At 73.6% G+C, this 17,267-nt stretch carries 14 protein-coding genes; 11 read left to right on the top strand and 3 right to left on the bottom strand.

What is annotated here, in order from left to right; genetic code table 11:
* The first annotated feature begins 55 nt into the window (after positions 1 to 55).
* The 3 genes from PYS65_RS10110 (at position 56) to PYS65_RS10100 (ending at position 3,707) form a co-directional block, all read left to right on the top strand.
* Entirely contained in the window at positions 56 to 904 is an 849-nt protein-coding gene (locus PYS65_RS10110) for a GNAT family N-acetyltransferase (RefSeq protein WP_279333530.1), read from the top strand.
* 97 nt (positions 905 to 1,001) lie between these two features.
* A complete protein-coding gene (locus PYS65_RS10105; protein ID WP_279333529.1) occupies positions 1,002 to 1,568 on the top strand; it encodes a GNAT family N-acetyltransferase in 567 nt (188 codons plus the stop codon).
* Positions 1,569 to 2,006: 438 nt separating this feature from the next.
* Positions 2,007 to 3,707 carry a proline--tRNA ligase gene (locus tag PYS65_RS10100; RefSeq protein ID WP_279333528.1) on the top strand — a complete coding sequence of 567 codons (1,701 nt, stop codon included), beginning with the start codon at positions 2,007 to 2,009 and terminating at the stop codon, positions 3,705 to 3,707.
* A gap of 68 nt (positions 3,708 to 3,775) precedes the next feature.
* On the opposite strand, the gene PYS65_RS10095 is transcribed toward PYS65_RS10100, so the two are convergent.
* The 3 genes from PYS65_RS10095 to PYS65_RS10085 form a co-directional block, all read right to left on the bottom strand.
* Positions 3,776 to 4,687, bottom strand: a complete 912-nt coding sequence (locus tag PYS65_RS10095; RefSeq protein WP_279333527.1) for an aminoglycoside phosphotransferase family protein — start codon at positions 4,685 to 4,687, stop codon at positions 3,776 to 3,778.
* 62 nt (positions 4,688 to 4,749) lie between these two features.
* Positions 4,750 to 5,214 carry a ferritin-like domain-containing protein gene (locus PYS65_RS10090; RefSeq protein ID WP_279333526.1) on the bottom strand — a complete coding sequence of 155 codons (465 nt, stop codon included), beginning with the start codon at positions 5,212 to 5,214 and terminating at the stop codon, positions 4,750 to 4,752.
* 3 nt (positions 5,215 to 5,217) lie between these two features.
* On the bottom strand, positions 5,218 to 5,802 hold the full coding sequence (locus PYS65_RS10085; protein ID WP_279333525.1) for a hypothetical protein: 585 nt from the start codon (positions 5,800 to 5,802) through the stop codon (positions 5,218 to 5,220).
* A gap of 264 nt (positions 5,803 to 6,066) precedes the next feature.
* On the opposite strand from PYS65_RS10085, the gene rimP reads away from it, so the two are divergent.
* The 8 genes from rimP (at position 6,067) to PYS65_RS10045 (ending at position 17,100) form a co-directional block, all read left to right on the top strand.
* A complete protein-coding gene (gene rimP / locus PYS65_RS10080) occupies positions 6,067 to 6,657 on the top strand; it encodes a ribosome maturation factor RimP (RefSeq protein ID WP_279333523.1) in 591 nt (196 codons plus the stop codon).
* A gap of 2 nt (positions 6,658 to 6,659) precedes the next feature.
* The gene (nusA, locus tag PYS65_RS10075; protein WP_279333522.1) at positions 6,660 to 7,646 is read left to right on the top strand and encodes a transcription termination factor NusA; all 987 of its coding nucleotides are present in this window, start codon (positions 6,660 to 6,662) and stop codon (positions 7,644 to 7,646) included.
* Between the two features lie 102 nt (positions 7,647 to 7,748).
* Complete coding sequence (locus PYS65_RS10070) at positions 7,749 to 8,042, top strand: YlxR family protein (protein WP_279333521.1); 294 nt, start codon at positions 7,749 to 7,751, stop codon at positions 8,040 to 8,042.
* Positions 8,043 to 8,192: 150 nt separating this feature from the next.
* Positions 8,193 to 11,273, top strand: coding sequence for a translation initiation factor IF-2 (infB, locus tag PYS65_RS10065; RefSeq protein WP_279333520.1), 3,081 nt, complete (start codon positions 8,193 to 8,195; stop codon positions 11,271 to 11,273).
* Between the two features lie 195 nt (positions 11,274 to 11,468).
* Positions 11,469 to 11,762 (top strand): DUF503 domain-containing protein, encoded by a 294-nt coding sequence (locus PYS65_RS10060; RefSeq protein WP_109377392.1) that lies wholly within the window; start codon positions 11,469 to 11,471, stop codon positions 11,760 to 11,762.
* 65 nt (positions 11,763 to 11,827) lie between these two features.
* Positions 11,828 to 12,274 carry a 30S ribosome-binding factor RbfA gene (rbfA, locus tag PYS65_RS10055; protein ID WP_279333519.1) on the top strand — a complete coding sequence of 149 codons (447 nt, stop codon included), beginning with the start codon at positions 11,828 to 11,830 and terminating at the stop codon, positions 12,272 to 12,274.
* The gene (gene truB, locus PYS65_RS10050) at positions 12,271 to 13,176 is read left to right on the top strand and encodes a tRNA pseudouridine(55) synthase TruB (RefSeq protein WP_279333518.1); all 906 of its coding nucleotides are present in this window, start codon (positions 12,271 to 12,273) and stop codon (positions 13,174 to 13,176) included. The genes rbfA and truB overlap by 4 nt, the downstream gene beginning before the upstream one ends.
* Positions 13,177 to 13,521: 345 nt before the next feature.
* Positions 13,522 to 17,100 (top strand): trypsin-like peptidase domain-containing protein, encoded by a 3,579-nt coding sequence (locus PYS65_RS10045; protein WP_279333517.1) that lies wholly within the window; start codon positions 13,522 to 13,524, stop codon positions 17,098 to 17,100.
* Positions 17,101 to 17,267: the final 167 nt, after the last annotated feature.

Below are 17,267 nucleotides of genomic sequence, written 5' to 3'. Positions count from 1 at the left end.
TTCGGCAGGTACAGTGCGGAAACCAGTAGACCCAAATGTGTGAGGCCCCCCGCGCGTGTTGACGCAGACCACCTCCCGGGTCCTCGAACCGAGTGACCTGGACGCCGCCCTCGCCGTCCTCGACCGCGAGCCGGTGGCGAACGCCTTCGTGACCTCCCGGGTGCAGGTCGCGGGCCTGGACCCATGGCGGCTCGGCGGCGAGATGTGGGGCTGGTACGAGGGCGGCATGCTCACCTCCCTCTGCTACGCCGGCGCCAACCTGGTCCCCATCTGCGCCACCCCCCGGGCCGTCCGCGCCTTCGCCGACCGGGCCCGCCGGGCCGGCCGGCGCTGCTCCTCGGTCGTCGGCCCCGCGGCACCCACCGCCGACCTGTGGCGGCTGCTCGAACCCCAGTGGGGCCCCGCCAGGGAGGTCCGCGCCCACCAGCCCCTCATGGTCACCGACCGGCTGTCCGACACCATCGCCCCGGACCCCTCCGTCCGCCGCGTCCGCAAGGACGAGATGGAGAAGATCATGCCGGCCTGCGTGGCGATGTTCACCGAGGAGGTCGGGATCTCCCCCCTGGCGGGCGACGGCGGGCTGCTCTACCAGGCCAGGGTCGCCGAACTCGTCGGCGCCGGACGCGCCTTCGCCCGCTTCGACGCCGAGGGCAAGGTCGTCTTCAAGGCCGAGATCGGCGCCGCCACCGACCGGACCTGCCAGATCCAGGGCGTCTGGGTGGCCCCCGAGCACCGCGGCAGGGGCCTGGCCGCCCCGGGCATGGCGGCCGTGCTCCGCTACGCCCTCGCCGACATCGCCCCCGTGGCCAGCCTCTACGTCAACGACTTCAACGCCCCCGCGCGCCGGACCTACCGGAAGGTGGGTTTCCAGGAGGTCGGCGCGTTCATGAGCGTCCTGTTCTGAACCGGGCCGCCCAGAGCCCCACGCCCTGCGCCCCGGCCCCGAAGTGCGTTCCGCCGAGCAGTCCCGGCCCGTGCCGACGCCCTGTAGTCTCCCCGGCATGCTGCGCTTTCCCGGTCACGGGCACCCCCGTCCCGACGACATCGTGATCGGCCCCCTCGACCTCACCGCCCACGTCGACGAGGCACTGGCGGTCCAGGCGGCGGCGTTCGGTCTCGGCCCCGACGAGGTGGCCGTACGCCGGCAGATCGTGCTGCGCCACATGACCCTGCACGGAGCCAGAGCCCTGGGCGCCACCCGCGCCGGCCGTCTCGTCGGCTTCGTCTACGGCATGCCCAACGACCGAGCCCACTGGTGGTCCACCGTCGTCGAGCCCTACCTGCGCGCCCAGGACCGGGACCACTGGCTCGACGACTCCTTCGTCATCACCGAACTGCACGTCCACCCGCGCCACCAGAAGCACGGCATCGGCCGCGCCCTGATCACCACGATCACCGACGGGGCCGACGAACCCCGCTCGATCCTCTCCGCCATCGACATCGAGAGCCCCGCCCGCGGCCTGTACCGCTCGCTGGGATACGAGGACCTCGCCCGCCGGGTCCACTTCCCCAGCGCCCCCAAGCCGTACGCCGTCATGGGAGCACCCCTGCCCCTCCGGCGCCCATAGGGCCTGTCCGGCGGATCATGCCGCAGACGCGGGGGCCGGCACGCCCTCCCTCAAGCTCTTCGAGCAGGGGGGACCCCCAGCCGCGTTGTCGTCGGTTGCCGACTCCCCCGAGCTCTCGACGAGCTCGAGCAGGGGGGACCCCCGTCGCGTCGACGCCCTCCTCCGCCTTGCAGCTGCACGCTCCCCCACTCTCGACTTCTCCCCCACTCTCGACTTCGCTCGAGCGGGAGGGACCCCCATGAGCGGGAGGGACCCCCATCGCCCCCGCTCACCCGCGCTGACCAGGCGCCGTCGATTTCCTGCGACCTGCTCCGCCGGACAGGCCCTAACCGATTTCCACCGCCCCGTCCCGCCCGGCTAACCTCCTGTCTCATCACCCTCTCCCACTCTCGACCGCGCTCGAGCGGGGGGACCCCCAGCAGCAGGAGTACGAGAACCATGGCGAACGCACCGGTCCAGCGCATGTCCCAGTTGATGGCGAAGACGCTGCGCGACGACCCGGCGGACGCCGAGGTCCTCAGCCACAAGCTCCTCGTCCGGGCCGGCTATGTGCGCCGCACCGCCGCCGGCATCTGGAGCTGGCTGCCGCTCGGCAAGAAGGTCCTCGCCAACGTCGAACGCGTCGTCCGCGAGGAGATGGACGCGATCGGCGCCCAGGAGGTGCTGCTCCCCGCCATCCTGCCGCGTGAACCCTACGAGGCGACCGGCCGCTGGGAGGAGTACGGCCCCGAGCTGTTCCGCCTCCAGGACCGCAAGGGCGCCGACTACCTCCTCGGCCCCACCCACGAGGAGATCTTCACCCTCCTGGTGAAGGACCAGGCGTCCTCATACAAGGACCTGCCGGTCATCCTCTACCAGATCCAGAACAAGTACCGCGACGAGGCGCGCCCCCGCGCGGGCATCCTGCGCGGCCGCGAGTTCCTGATGAAGGACTCCTACTCCTTCGACCTCGACGACGAGGGGCTGTCCCGGTCGTACGCCCTGCACCGCCAGGCGTACCAGCGGATCTTCGAGCGCCTCGGCCTCGACTACCGCATCTGCGCCGCCACCGCCGGTGCGATGGGCGGCTCCAAGTCCGAGGAGTTCCTCGCCCCCGCCGAGGCGGGCGAGGACGTCTTCGCGGACTGCCCGAACTGCGACTTCGCCGCCAACACCGAGGCGGTCTCCTACGAGGTGCGGCCCGTCGACGGCTCCGCGGTCCCGGCCGCCGAGGACATCCCGACGCCCGACACCCCCACCATCGAGACCCTCGCCGCCTCGCTCGGCGTCCCCGCCTCGGCCACGCTGAAGAACCTGCTGGTCAAGGTCGGCGACGAGATCGTCGCCGTGGGCGTTCCCGGGGACCGCGAGGTCGACATGGGCAAGCTCGAGGCGCACTTCGCCCCGGCCCCCGTCGAACTCGTGACCGCCGAGGACTTCGTCGGCCGCCCCGACCTGGTCCGCGGCTACGTCGGCCCGCAGGGCCTGGAGAAGGTCCGCTACATCGCCGACCCGCGGGTGGCACCGGGCACCGCCTGGATCACCGGCGCCAACAAGGCCGACACCCACGCCAAGAACGTGGTCGCCGGGCGCGACTTCGAGGTCGACGCGTACGTGGACGTCGTGGTGGTCGACGAGGGCGACCCCTGCCCGAAGTGCGGCACCGGCCTGAGGCTCGACCGCGCCATCGAGATCGGCCACATCTTCCAGCTGGGCCGCAAGTACGCCGACGCCCTCAAGCTCGACGTCCTCGGACAGAACGGCAAGCCGGTCCGCGTCACCATGGGCTCCTACGGCATCGGCGTCTCCCGCGCGGTGGCGGCCCTCGCCGAGCAGACCGCCGACGAGAAGGGCCTGTGCTGGTCCGAGGAGGTCGCCCCGGCCGACGTCCACGTGGTCGCCGCCGGCAAGGCGCTGCAGACCGAACTCGCCCTCGAGGTCTCCCAGAAGCTCGCCGCCGCCGGGGTCCGCGTCCTGGTCGACGACCGCGCGGGTGTCTCCCCGGGCGTGAAGTTCACCGACTCCGAGCTGATCGGCGTCCCGCAGATCCTGGTCGCCGGCCGCCGCTCCGCCGAGGGCGTCGTCGAGCTGAAGGACCGCCGTACCGGCGAACGCGAGGAACTCACCGTCGACGAGGCCATCGCCCGCCTCACCGCCTGACCCGTCCGGCGGCCCCGCGCGGAACCACCACCGCGCGGGGCGGCGGGTCCGGGGCGCCGGACATGCGGTCAGAGCCAGGTCGCGAACTCCAGGAGGAGTTCGGCGTCCTGGCCGCGGCCCACACGGCGGGCGCGGACGCCGGACTCCACCGCGCGGAACAGCGTCCAGCCGCGCAGACGTTCCTGATCGACCTCCAGGGACTCCGCGAGCCGCTTCACCCGGCGGCGGGTCGTCGCCGCGCCGGAGGTCTGGGCGACGAGGTCCTCCACCCGGTCGCGGACCAGCCGGGCCAGGTCGAAGGCGCACTCCCCGACCAGCGGGTCCGGACCCACCGCCAGCCACGGCATCCGCTCACCGGCGAGCACCTTGCTCTGCCGGAACGTGCCGTGCAGCAGCCGGTGCTCGGGCGGTCCGGCCAGCAGCTCCTCGCGTACCGCCAGCGCCGCCGACACCAGCGGTCCCACCTCCGGGTCGCCCGCGGCGGACGCCCGCATGGCCTCGGCCTGCCGGCCGGTCCGCTCCGCCACCGTCTCGAAGGGACGGGCGGCATCGCCGGAGGGCGGCTCGACCCACAGCCGCCGCAGTGTCCCGGCCGCCTCCAGCAGCGCCTTCGCCTCCGGCAGCGACCGCACCGAGACATCCGGATGCAGCCGCTCCAGCAGCAGCGCGCCGTCGGCGGGCGGGGAAGGCTCCAGCAACCGGACCGCGCCCAGACCGTTCCAGTGGGCCAGCGCGGCCCACTCACTCTCCGGCCGGGCCCTGGCCGGAGCCAGCTTCAGCACCGCGGGGCCGCCGTCGGACGTCCGCACCAGCAGCACCAGACTGCTGCGGCCCCCGGGCACCTGCACCCGTTCCACGGTCAGCTCGCGCACCGCGACGGCCTCGCGTACCGCCTCGGGCAGCCCCTCCAGCCACCGGGCACCGTCGGGAGCCGTCTCACCGAGCGCCCTCACCAGGCGCTGCGGCGGTTCGAAGACCATGCGCGAGTAGTTCCCTTCGTGCTGTGAGCGATGCCTGCCGCCGCTTTCGGCCCGCAGCCCCGTCACGCCGCCGGCGTCGGGGCCCCGGAGGCCGGGTGGGCCCGCTCGGCGAGCCCAGGGAAGGCTACGCTCTCCCCGCTCCAGCGCACCGCCCGCACCGCGGCCTCCCGCAGCGCCTCGGCCGCCGCCCGGCGCCGCTCACCGCGGCTCGCGCGCACCAGGTCCGAGTACACCCCGGCCACCCGGTTCTCCAGCTCCGCCGCGAGCCGTACCGCCGCGGCCGCGTCCGGTACCGGGAACGGCAGCGCGTAGCCCGCGGCGGCCGCGACCGGCTCGCCGCCCGTGTCCTTCACCTCGCGCATCAGCGCGTCCCGGCGTGCGCGGTGCGCGTCGTACGCCGCGCGCGCGTCCGTACGGAGCTCCTTCGCGATCCGCCCGCCAACGGCCCCGTAGCCGTACACCGCCGCGTGCTCCGCCGCCAGGGCCGCCTGGAGAGCCCGCAGTTCCCGGTCCTTCGCCTCGCTCATCCGTCACCCCTTCGTCTTCGTCAGCAGATACACGTGGGCCGCCCCGGCCGCCGCCACCGAGGCCAACAGCCGGGCCAGTTCGGCCGGCGCGTCCAGCAGTTCCTCCAGCCGCCGGTCGGCGATCTCCCGCTCCGCGGCGGCGAGCCCGGCGAGGGCGTCCTTCTCCGTCGCGGGCACGGAGGCCGACGGCGAGGCGGGCCGCTGCGCCCCGGAGGGGGACGGCGCCCCCTGAGCTCCCTGCGCCCCCGGCGACGCCTGCGGCCCCGCCGCCCCCGGCGACGCCGTGGACGTCGCCGTGCTCCCGAAGGCCTTCGCGTGCCGTACGACCTCCTCGCGCAGCGGACGCAGCCGTGGCGCGAGCCCGGCATGCGCAGCGATCACGGCGTCGTACCGCTCGGCCAGCTCCCTGCTGTCGCCCGCCGCACGCGCGCGTACCCGCTCGGCCGACGAGGGACGACCGCCGGCGGTGGCCTCGGGCTTCTCGGACCCGGTGGAACAGCCCGTCACGAGCAGGGCCGTGGAGGCGACGGCGAACAGGCTCCTCCTGCGCGGCCCCGAGCGGGCGCGTGGAGCGTGGGGGAACGGCACGGCAGACGTCCTCGGGGGCTCGTACGAACGTGGCGACGGAAGCAACGGAAAAAGCGGGGCGACGGAAAGAACAGAAGAGCAGATGAACGGAAGAACGGAAGAAGGGCCACCGGCCCGTGATCACGGTACCCGTGCATCCGCCCGACGATGGTCAGCGGCACCCTCCGTGAGCGGGTGGACGGCATCACCCCCCGCGACCGGATACCCTTTGACCAGACACGCGCACCGTCCCACAACAGCACACGCGGCCGAGGAGTCACCCGGATGAGCAGCACCCAGAGCGAGAGGCTTCGAGAACTTCTGGAACCGCTCGTCAGCTCGCAGGGCCTCGATCTCGAGGAGATCGCCGTGGACGCGGTCGGCCGCAAGCGTGTGCTGCGCGTCGTCGTCGACTCCGACACCGGCGCGGATCTGGACCGGATCGCCGATGTGAGCCGCGCGCTCTCGGCGAAACTCGACGAGACCGACGCGATGGGCGGCGGGGAGTACACCCTCGAGGTCGGCACCCCGGGCGCGGAGCGCCCCCTCACCGAGCACCGCCACTACGTGCGTGCCACGGGCCGCCTGGTGGGCTTCCGGCTGACCGCGGGCGACGAACTGGTCGCCAGGATCCTGCGGGTCGACGACGAGGGCCTCGACCTCGAGGTGCCCGGAGTCAAGGGCCGCAAGGCCACCGCGCGCAGACTCGCCTTCGACGACATCGGCAGGGCGCGCGTCCAGGTCGAGTTCAACCGCAAGGACGACAAGACCGACGTGCCCGAAACGAACGACAAGAACGACGCGACCGGTACGACCGGAGCGAACGACAAGAACGACAAGAACGACAAGAACGACGAGACGGAAGAGGAGGCGTAACCGTGGACATCGACATGAGTGCCCTTCGGCTCTTGGTACGGGAGAAGGAGATCTCCCTCGACCTGCTGGTCGAGGCGATCGAATCGGCCCTCCTCATCGCCTACCACCGCACCGAGGGAAGCCGCCGCCACGCGCGTGTGGAGCTCGACCGGGCATCCGGGCATGTGACGGTGTGGGCGAAGGAGGACCCCGAGGACCTCGAAGAGGGCCAGGAGGCCCGCGCGTTCGACGACACCCCGTCCGACTTCGGCCGCATCGCGGCCACCACGGCCAAGCAGGTCATCCTGCAGCGCCTGCGTGACGCCGAGGACGACGTGACGCTCGGCGAGTACGCCGGCCGTGAGGGCGACATCGTCACCGGCGTGGTCCAGCAGGGCCGCGACCCGAAGAACGTCCTGGTCGACATCGGCAAGCTGGAGGCCATCCTGCCGGTGCAGGAGCAGGTGCCGGGCGAGACCTACCCGCACGGCATGCGGCTGCGCAGTTACGTCGTCCGGGTGGCGAAGGGCGTGCGCGGCCCCTCGGTCACCCTGTCGCGTACGCACCCCAACCTGGTGAAGAAGCTCTTCGCCCTGGAGGTGCCGGAGATCGCCGACGGTTCGGTGGAGATCTCCGCCATCGCCCGTGAGGCCGGTCACCGTACGAAGATCGCCGTCCGCTCCACCCGGTCCGGGCTGAACGCCAAGGGCGCCTGCATCGGCCCCATGGGCGGTCGGGTGCGCAACGTCATGGGCGAGCTGAACGGCGAGAAGATCGACATCGTCGACTGGTCGGACGACCCGGCCGAGATGGTGGCGAACGCGCTGTCGCCGGCCCGCGTCTCCAAGGTCGAGGTCGTGGACCTGGCCGCCCGGTCCGCCCGGGTGACGGTGCCGGACTACCAGCTGTCGCTGGCGATCGGCAAGGAGGGGCAGAACGCCCGTCTGGCCGCCCGCCTGACCGGCTGGCGGATCGACATCCGACCGGACACGGAACAGCCCGGGGAATAGATCCGAGCCTCCGCCCGCTGAGATCACGACAGTCTCGCCGGCGGCATCTGTTCGATTCTTGCCCCAAAGGGGTGAGGTCGGCCCGGGGAGGTAGACTGAGGAATGTCTGGCCGGACACCTACCCGCGCACGCCCCGAGCGAACCTGCGTGGGCTGCCGGGAGCGAGCGGTCAAGGAAGAGCTGCTGCGGATCGTGGTGATCGAGGACGCGTGCGTCCCGGATCCACGCGGTACGCTGCCCGGCCGGGGTGCTTATGTGCACCCCGTCCCGGTCTGTCTTGACCAGGCGGTGCGCCGGAAGGCGTTTCCGCGGGCGCTCCGTGTCCCGGGACCGCTCGACGTAAAGGCGTTGCGCCACCACGTCGAGCAGGCACAGGGTTGTGAGAGCAATCCATAGGAAGACATGCCGTGCGGAACCCCCCGTGCGGTCTGGTACCTCGCGAGTCGAAAGCAGGTCGAGATTGCGATGAGCACTCGATGAGTACGCGATGAGTACGCCCATGAACTAGCGACGGTCCGGACGCAACCCGGACCTCAGAGGAGCGAAGTGGCTAAGGTCCGGGTCTACGAACTCGCCAAGGAGTTCGGTGTGGAGAGCAAGGTCGTCATGGCCAAGCTCCAGGAACTCGGTGAATTCGTCCGTTCGGCGTCTTCAACGATCGAAGCGCCCGTAGTACGCAAGCTGACCGACGCCTTCCAGCAGGGCGGGGGCAACGGCAAGTCCGCCGCGAAGCCCGGCGCCCCCCGGAAGGCGGCCCCCAGGCCCGCAGCGCCCTCGCCGGCGCAGGCGGCCCGTCCGGCTGCCCCGAAGCCGCCGGCACCCAAGCCCGCCGCGGCCCAGCAGCCCGCGGCCCCGTCGGCGCCCTCGGCGCCCTCGTCCGGGGCTCCCGGTCCGCGCCCGACGCCGGGTCCGCGGCCCGCGCCGCGTCCGGCACCGGCGGCTCCGGAGTTCCAGGCCCCGCCGGCCGCGCAGGCTGCCTCCCCGGCTCCGTCCGGGCCGAAGCCCGGCGCGCGTCCCGGCGCCCCCAAGCCCGGTGGTCGCCCCGGCGGCCAGGGTCAGGGCGGTCAGGGTCAGGGCGGCCAGGGTGGCCAGGGCGGACGTCCGGCCGGTCAGGGTCAGCGCCCCGGTGGCGGCGGTCAGCGTCCGGGTGGACGCCCGGCCGGCCCGCGTCCGGGTAACAACCCCTTCACCTCCGGTGGTTCCACCGGCATGGCCCGCCCGCAGGCACCCCGCCCGCAGGGCGCGCGTCCCGGCGGTCCCGGTGCCCCCGGCGCCGGTCCCCGTCCCCAGGCCCCCGGTGGCCAGGCCGGCGGCGGTCCGCGTCCGCAGGCTCCGGGCGGGCAGCGTCCCACCCCGGGCTCGATGCCGCGTCCGCAGGGCGGTCCCCGTCCCGGTGGCGGCCCCGGCGGCCCGCGTCCGAACCCCGGCATGATGCCGCAGCGTCCGGCTGCCGGTCCCCGCCCCGGTGGCGGTCCCGGCGGTGGCCGTGGTCCGGCCGGTGCCGGTCGTCCCGGCGGCGCTCGTCCCGGTGGCGGTGGCGGCGGCTTCGCCGGCCGTCCCGGCGGTGGCGGTGGCGGCGCTCGTCCCGGTGGCGGTGGCGGCGGCTTCGCCGGTCGTCCCGGTGGCGGCGGTGGCGGCGGCGGCTTCGCCGGTCGTCCCGGCTTCGGCGGCCGTCCCGGCGGTCCCGGTGGCCGCGGTGGCACGCAGGGCGCCTTCGGCCGTCCCGGCGGTCCGGCCCGTCGTGGCCGCAAGTCGAAGCGGCAGAGGCGCCAGGAGTACGAGGCCATGCAGGCCCCGTCGGTCGGCGGCGTGATGCTGCCTCGCGGCAACGGCGAGAGCATTCGCCTGTCGCGCGGTGCGTCGCTCACCGACTTCGCGGAGAAGATCAACGCCAACCCGGCGTCGCTCGTCGCGGTCATGATGAACCTCGGCGAGATGGTCACCGCGACCCAGTCCGTCTCCGACGAGACGCTCCTGCTCCTCGCCGGCGAGATGAACTACACGGTTCAGATCGTCAGCCCGGAGGAGGAGGACCGCGAGCTGCTCGAGTCCTTCGACCTGGAGTTCGGCGAGGACGAGGGCTCCGAGGAGGACCTGGTCGTCCGTCCGCCGGTGGTCACCGTCATGGGTCACGTCGACCACGGCAAGACCCGCCTGCTCGACGCCATCCGCAAGACCAACGTCGCCTCGGGCGAGGCCGGCGGCATCACCCAGCACATCGGTGCCTACCAGGTCACGACCGAGGTCAACGAAGAGGATCGCCGGATCACCTTCATCGACACCCCGGGTCACGAGGCGTTCACCGCCATGCGTGCCCGTGGTGCGAAGTCGACCGACATCGCGATCCTGGTCGTCGCGGCCAACGACGGCGTCATGCCGCAGACGGTCGAGGCGCTCAACCACGCCAAGGCGGCCGACGTCCCGATCGTCGTCGCGGTCAACAAGATCGACGTCGAGGGCGCGGACCCGACCAAGGTGCGCGGTCAGCTGACCGAGTACGGCCTGGTGGCCGAGGAGTACGGCGGCGACACCATGTTCGTCGACATCTCCGCCAAGCAGGGTCTGCACATCGACAGCCTCCTGGAGGCCGTCGTCCTCACCGCCGACGCCTCGCTCGACCTGCGGGCCAACCCGGTGCAGGACGCGCAGGGCATCTCGATCGAGTCCCGGCTCGACCGCGGCCGCGGTGCCGTGGCGACCGTCCTCGTCCAGCGAGGCACCCTGCGGGTCGGCGACACGATGGTGGTGGGCGACGCCTACGGCCGCGTGCGCGCCATGCTCGACGACAACGGCAACAACGTCGCCGAGGCCGGCCCGTCGACGCCGGTCCAGGTCCTGGGCCTGACCAACGTCCCGGGTGCGGGTGACAACTTCATCGTCGTCGACGAGGACCGTACGGCCCGTCAGATCGCCGAGAAGCGCGCCGCCCGTGAGCGCAACGCCGCGTTCGCCAAGCGCACGCGCCGCGTGTCGCTGGAGGACCTGGACAAGGTGCTCAAGGCCGGCGAGGTCCAGCAGCTGAACCTGATCATCAAGGGTGACGCGTCCGGATCGGTCGAGGCCCTCGAGTCCTCGCTGCTCCAGCTGGACGTCGGCGAAGAGGTCGACATCCGCGTCCTGCACCGCGGCGTCGGTGCGGTCACGGAGTCCGACATCGACCTGGCGATGGGCTCCGACGCCATCGTGATCGGCTTCAACGTGCGCGCCGCGGGGCGTGCCGCGCAGATGGCCGAGCGCGAGGGTGTGGACGTCCGGTACTACTCGGTCATCTACCAGGCGATCGAGGAGATCGAGGCGGCCCTCAAGGGCATGCTCAAGCCGGAGTACGAAGAGGTCGAGCTCGGCACGGCGGAGATCCGCGAGGTCTTCCGCTCGTCCAAGCTGGGCAACATCGCGGGTGTTCTCATCCGCTCCGGCGAGGTCAAGCGCAACACCAAGGCGCGCCTCATCCGCGACGGCAAGGTCATCGCGGAGAACCTCAACATCGACGGTCTGCGTCGCTTCAAGGACGACGTCACCGAGATCCGCGAAGGCTTCGAGGGCGGTATCAACCTCGGAAACTTCAACGACATCAAGGTCGACGACGTCATCGCGACCTACGAGATGCGCGAGAAGCCGCGGGCGTAACACCCCACGGTGAACACCGGCCGGCGGGCCCCTGGAAACACGGCCCGCCGGCCGGTCCGTGTCTCCGGGCACCCGGTGCCCCGGAGCGCAATATCCGTCGATCGGACTCGCCCCTTCGATGTACGGTTCTGATGTCCCCGCCCACCACGGACGGCGGGGACGTCGATCCCGTACCGGCGGGTGAACCGGTTGTACATGTATGTGGGGACGCTGTCCTTCGACCTCCTCCTCGGCGACGTTCGCTCGCTGAAGGAGAAGCGCTCCGTCGTCCGCCCGATCGTCGCCGAGCTCCAGCGGAAGTACGCGGTGAGCGCGGCCGAGGTGGATCACATGGACCTCTACCGCAGGGCCGTCATCGGCCTGGCGGTGGTGTCCGGCGACGCGGCGCACCTGACCGACGTACTGGACCGGTGCGAACGGCTGGTCGCCGGGCGCCCCGAGGTGGAACTGCTGTCCGTCAGGCGGCGCTTCCACGGCGAGGACGACTGACGGATCCAGGCTCCGGGAACCCGGAGTTCCGACCACTCAGACAGGAAAGAACGGGAGACGGACCAGTGGCCGACAACGCGCGGGCGAAAAGGCTGGCGGACCTCATCCGAGAGGTGGTGGCCCAGAAGCTGCAGCGCGGGATCAAGGACCCGCGGCTCGGCACCCACATCACCATCACGGACACCCGGGTCACGGGTGACCTGCGGGAGGCAACCGTCTTCTACACGGTGTACGGGGACGAGGAGGAGCGCGCGGCCGCGACGGCCGGCCTGGAGAGCGCCAAGGGCATCCTGCGCTCCGAGGTGGGCCGGGCGGCGGGCGTGAAGTTCACGCCGACCCTGACGTTCGTCATGGACGCGCTCCCGGACACCGCGCGCAACATCGAGGACCTCCTCGACAAGGCGCGCCAGTCCGACGCCAAGGTGCGCGAGGCGTCCGCGGGCGCCACGTACGCGGGCGGGGCCGACCCGTACCGCAAGCCCGAGGACGAGACGGACGACACCGCCGAATGACCCAGAAGCACACCACGCCCGACGGCCTTGTCATCGTCGACAAGCCGTCGGGCTTCACCTCGCACGACGTGGTCGCCAAGATGCGCGGCATCGCCCGCACCCGGCGCGTCGGCCACGCCGGCACCCTCGACCCGATGGCGACGGGCGTCCTCGTCCTCGGCGTCGAGAAGGCGACCAAACTCCTCGGCCACCTCGCGCTGACCGAGAAGGAGTACCTGGGCACCGTCCGGCTCGGGCAGAACACCCTCACGGACGACGCCGAGGGCGAGATCACCTCGTCCACCGACGCCTCCGGAGTCACCCGCGAGGCCGTCGACGCCGGCGTCGCCGAGCTGACCGGCGCCATCATGCAGGTGCCGTCCAAGGTCAGCGCCATCAAGATCGACGGCGTGCGCTCCTACAAACGGGCCCGGGAGGGCGAGGAGTTCGACATCCCCGCCCGGCCGGTCACCGTCTCCTCGTTCGCCGTGCACGACGTCCGGCCGGCCGTCGCCGACGACGGCACCCCGGTGCTCGACCTGGTGGTCTCCGTCGTCTGCTCCTCCGGTACGTACATCCGTGCCCTCGCCCGTGACCTGGGCGCCGGCCTGGGCGTGGGCGGCCACCTCACGGTGCTGCGCCGCACCCGGGTCGGTCCGTACAAGCTGGACGCGGCCCGCACCCTCGAGCAGCACCAGCAGGAGCTGACCGTGCTGCCGATCGCCGAGGCCGCGGCCGTGGCCTTCCCTCGCTGGGACGTCGACACCCGGCGCGCCCGGCTGCTCACCAACGGTGTGCGCCTGGAGATGCCCGAGGAGTACGCGGGAGCCGGTCCGGTGGCCGTCTTCGGCCCCGAGGCGCAGTTCCTCGCCCTCGTCGAGCAGCACCGGGGCAAGGCCAAGAGCCTGGCCGTCTTCACCTGACGCCGGCACGGACGGCCGGCGGTGCGGCCCCGCCGTGGAGCGGCGTCACGGGGATGGACATGCCGCCGCTCCACGGTCCCCCTCGGTTCCCCCACCCAAGGCTGTCCATCCGGACACGTCGATTCACCCGTAAGTGCGGGCGCTCGGAGTGAACCGGGGGAGCGGAAGGGGGCGCGTTCGCCGAGTGGGCCGCCCCGCTGGTCATTCCGGCCTTACTGTCGAGGTCATCGGGAACATCGCGCTCATCGCGGACCTCGATGGCCTCGGTGTCCTCGACGTCCTCGCGGACCTCGAGGACACGGCAGGGCGAGGACACGGCACACGGCACGGCGGGGAGGCTCGACGATGACGTCGCGCAACGGTCCGGTGGGGCGGGAGCCCGTCCGGACGGCGGGGGAGCACTCGCCCGGCGACGTCCTCGTCCGTATCCACGATCTCGCCGGCCGTCCGCGCGGTCTCGGTTTCCCCGCCGACCACCGCGGCACCCTGATCACCAGCCACGAGGCCGTCGACGGCCTGCCCCGCCTCGTCCTGCACGGCCCCGACGACCGCCACCGCGTGGTGAGCGCCGACGCCGTCACCCCGCTGCCCGAACTCGGCCTCGCCCTCGTCCGCTGCGAGGGGCTCGGCACCGCCCCCCTGCCCGTCGCCCCGCGGAACCGCGTCGAGAGCGGCACCTATGTGCGGATCGCCGCCGGGTGCTGGCGCGAGGCACGCGTCCTGGGAGCGACCCCCGTGACGTACACGGCCACCGACCACTGCCACCCCCTCGACGACGTGCTGGAACTCGCCATCGGCACCACGGGCCGCGACGCCCTGCGCCCCGGCGGCGGAGCGGCCGGCGGCCCGGTGCTCGACGCCGCCACCGGAGCCGTGCTCGGCGTCCTCGGCACGGCCCTCCGCTCCGGCGGCCGCGACGTCGGCTTCGCCGTGCCGCTGGGTCCCGCCCGGGGCCCGCTCGCCGAACTGCTCGCCGAGAACGCGGCGACGGTCCCGGCGTACGGCGCCGACCTCAATCTCGCCGGAGTCCTGGAACTCACCGCCACCTCGGTCGCCCAGGACGGCCCGTCGGGCGCCCTCGCGCCCGGAGGCGTGGCGCCGGTGGAGCGGGCGGCCACGGCCGCGGAGTTCGCCGCGTTCGAGCGCGGCCGGGCCGCGGTGCTCGGTCTCGTCGGACCGCCCGGCAGCGGCCGTACCACGGAACTCGCGGGGCTCGCCGCCCGCCGCCACCGCGCCGGACTGCCCACGCTGTGGCTGCGCGGCGCCGATCTGCGGGACGACGACCTCTCCGTCGCGAACGCGGCCCACCGCGCACTCGACCGGGCCGCCCGCATCGTGGCCGCCTCCCGCACCCCGTTCCCGGGCGGCCCCGAAGGCCTCGGCGACACCGGCCCCGGGCGCCTCGCCGCGCTGGCCGGCACCGCCGGCCGCCCCCTGCTGGTCCTGCTCGACGGCCCGGAGGAGATGCCGCCCGTCCTGGCCGACCGCCTCGCCCGGTGGACCGACGGGACGGCGCGCTGGCTGCGGCGGACGGGCGCGCGGCTGGTGGTGGGGTGCCGCGCGGAGTACTGGGAGAGCGCGGGCGCACTCCTCCCCGCGGACCTGCTGCACCGGAGCGGGGACGGAGGCGGGCACCGGGGTGAGCACGGTAGACCCGGTGCGCCCGGTGCGCCCGGTGAGCACGGGGACGGGCACCAGGACGAAGCCACCGCCGAAGACCTCCCCGCCTGTGTGCGCCTCGGTGACCTGACCGCCGAGGAGGCCCTCCACGCGCGTGCCCGCTACGGCATCCCGGAGGGCTCCCCGGCCGACTCCCGGCACCCGCTGACCCTCCGGCTGCTCGCGGAGGTCCGGGCCGCCCTCGCCGACGCCCCTCAGGCCCCGGACGCCCGCGCCGACCGCCACGACGTCCTCTCCGCCCACCTGGACCTGATGTGCCTGCGCGTGGCCGTGCGCCTCGCCGTCGAGAGCGGGCTGCGCGGCACCGCCGTACGCCGGCTGGCCGCCAGGGTCTCCGGGCAGGTGCACGAGGCAGCCCGGCGCAGTCTCGGCCCCGGGCAGGGCGAGCTGGACCGGGAGGCGTTCGAGGCGGTGTTCCCGTGGGGGCCCGCCCCGGCCCGGCTCGGCGGGGGCGCCGGCTGGGCCTCCGCCGTGCTCGCCGAGGGCATCCTCGTCCCGGCCGGGACCGGCTACCGCTTCGCCCACGAGGAACTCGCCGACTGGCTCCACGGCACCCACCTCGACCTGGACGCGGCCCTGCGCGCCCTGGTCCACGACCACCGCCCCCACGTCCACGTCCACGGTCATGGTCACGATCAGGTCCATGATCACGGCGCCCGCCCCGGCACCGACCGCCTGCCCGTCCCGCACCACCGGATCGGCCCCGTCGTCCAGGCCATGCTGCTGCTCGCCCGTCGCCACGGACCCGGCCCGCTCGCTTCCCGGCTGGCGGACCTGGTGCACGCCCTCGACGCCGACCCCGGCTCCTGGTGGGCCGCCCGGCTGCTCACCGAGACCCTCGCACGCGTGCCCGACGCGACCCCCTACGCCGAGGTGCTCCGGCTGCTGGCCGACCGGGTCGTGGCCTGGCGGCAGCAGCGGAAAAGGACGCCGAGGGAGCTGGGACCGGCCTTCTGGACGGCTCTCCCGCTGCCCCTGGAGACCGGCTTCGAGCTGCTGCGCCGACTCGTCCACGCCGACGGCCCGCCGGGCGAGACGGGTCCCCGTTTCCTGGACGCCGCCGCCCGCCTGTTCACCGCCGACCCCGTCGCCGTGCTCCCGCACCTGGTGCGGTGGTTCGAGGACGAGCGGCCGCTGCCCGCCACCCCGCACGCGACCGTCGCCACGGCGGCGCAGGCCCTGCTGCACACCCACCGGCACCGCGCCCCGGACACTCTCACCGAGGCGCTCGCCGACAGCGCGCACCGGCGGGCCGGGCAACTGCTCGGCGCGCTGGCAGAGGAGGACCCCTCGGCGGTGTGCAGGGCCGTCGACCGGTGGGCGCGCGACGAGCGGCCCGCACGCCGCGCGGCAGCCGTGGCGTACGGACTGCGGGCCGCGCCGCACACCCGCGACGTGACCGACCGCGCCCTGCTGCGGTACGCGGCCCTCGCCCTGCTGGTGCGCACCGCCGACCGGCCCCTGCACGGCGGCGCGCTCGCCCTCCTGGTCCAGGACCCGAGCAGCAGGGACCGCCACCTCCCGCGGGCCCTGGACCACTTCGCGGCCGGCGACCCGCACCTCCCGCCGAGCGCGCTGACCGGTGCCCTCACCACCCACCCGGAGCCCGTCCTCGAGGCCTTCCGCGCGAGGCTCGCCCACCCGGACGCACGCGAGACGCTGCACACCCTCGCCGACGCCACCACGCCCGCCCTGGCCCCCCGCGTCGCCGCGCTCCTGCGGACGGCGGTGGAACAGTGGCCGGACCTCGCGGGCGAGCTGGCCGCGTACGCGGACCGGCGCCTGGCCCGGGAACCGGCCGGCCACGCCGACCACGACGCACTCCTGCCGTTGCTCACCGGCCTGCTGGAGGGCGGACCGCAGCCGCTGCGGGCCGCCCTCGCCGGTGTCCTCGCCGGGCCCGGCACCCCCGCCTCCCGGCCCCTGCGCCGCGAACTGCTGGATCCGCTCCTCACCCGCGCCCCCGACCCCGCCGTCCTGGCCGCGGTGCTGGGCGCCGCGGCCCGCTGCTCCGGCACCACCGCGCGTGAGCTCGTCCACCGCACCGGTCTGCTCCTCGCCCGCACCCCCGACGGCGCCGCCCACTTCGACAGCGGCCTGGTCGACCTGGGGCGGCGGGTGCCGGGCTTCGCCGCCGCCCTGGCCCACTGGCTGGCGGAGGCGCCCCAGGAGTGGGCCGCCGTGGTGGGCCCCGGCACCCGTCGCACGATCGAGAACCTGGCGGGCGCGGGCGTCCCCGCCTGAGCCCGCGGCCGGTCGTGCCGGTCGTGGTCGGCCGTGCCGGGGCGTGATCGGCCGTGCCAGTCGGTGGACCCCGTCACAGCGCCCATGCCGATGCGGGCCGACGGCGGTCGGCATGGCACCCTTAGACCTGCGCAGAAGAAGTCCACGGTCCCGCGGGCTCGACAAGG

It is taken from the genome of Streptomyces cathayae (assembly GCF_029760955.1).
GTDB classification, from domain to species: Bacteria; Actinomycetota; Actinomycetes; order Streptomycetales; family Streptomycetaceae; genus Streptomyces; species Streptomyces cathayae.
Note: the sequence above shows the minus strand (reverse complement) of the source record. Positions and strands in the feature narration are given on the sequence as shown.

Bases quoted from the DNA above. Each gene is read 5' to 3' on its own strand.
- PYS65_RS10070 (WP_279333521.1), top strand. From the start codon at position 7,749: ATGTCTGGCCGGACACCTACCCGCGCACGCCCCGAGCGAACCTGCGTG.
- PYS65_RS10100 (WP_279333528.1), top strand. From the start codon at position 2,007: ATGGCGAACGCACCGGTCCAGCGCATGTCCCAGTTGATGGCGAAGACG.
- PYS65_RS10095 (WP_279333527.1), bottom strand. From the start codon at position 4,687: ATGGTCTTCGAACCGCCGCAGCGCCTGGTGAGGGCGCTCGGTGAGACG.
- rimP (WP_279333523.1), top strand. From the start codon at position 6,067: ATGAGCAGCACCCAGAGCGAGAGGCTTCGAGAACTTCTGGAACCGCTC.
- PYS65_RS10105 (WP_279333529.1), top strand. From the start codon at position 1,002: ATGCTGCGCTTTCCCGGTCACGGGCACCCCCGTCCCGACGACATCGTG.
- PYS65_RS10045 (WP_279333517.1), top strand. From the start codon at position 13,522: ATGACGTCGCGCAACGGTCCGGTGGGGCGGGAGCCCGTCCGGACGGCG.
- truB (WP_279333518.1), top strand. From the start codon at position 12,271: ATGACCCAGAAGCACACCACGCCCGACGGCCTTGTCATCGTCGACAAG.
- PYS65_RS10090 (WP_279333526.1), bottom strand. From the start codon at position 5,214: ATGAGCGAGGCGAAGGACCGGGAACTGCGGGCTCTCCAGGCGGCCCTG.
- PYS65_RS10060 (WP_109377392.1), top strand. From the start codon at position 11,469: ATGTATGTGGGGACGCTGTCCTTCGACCTCCTCCTCGGCGACGTTCGC.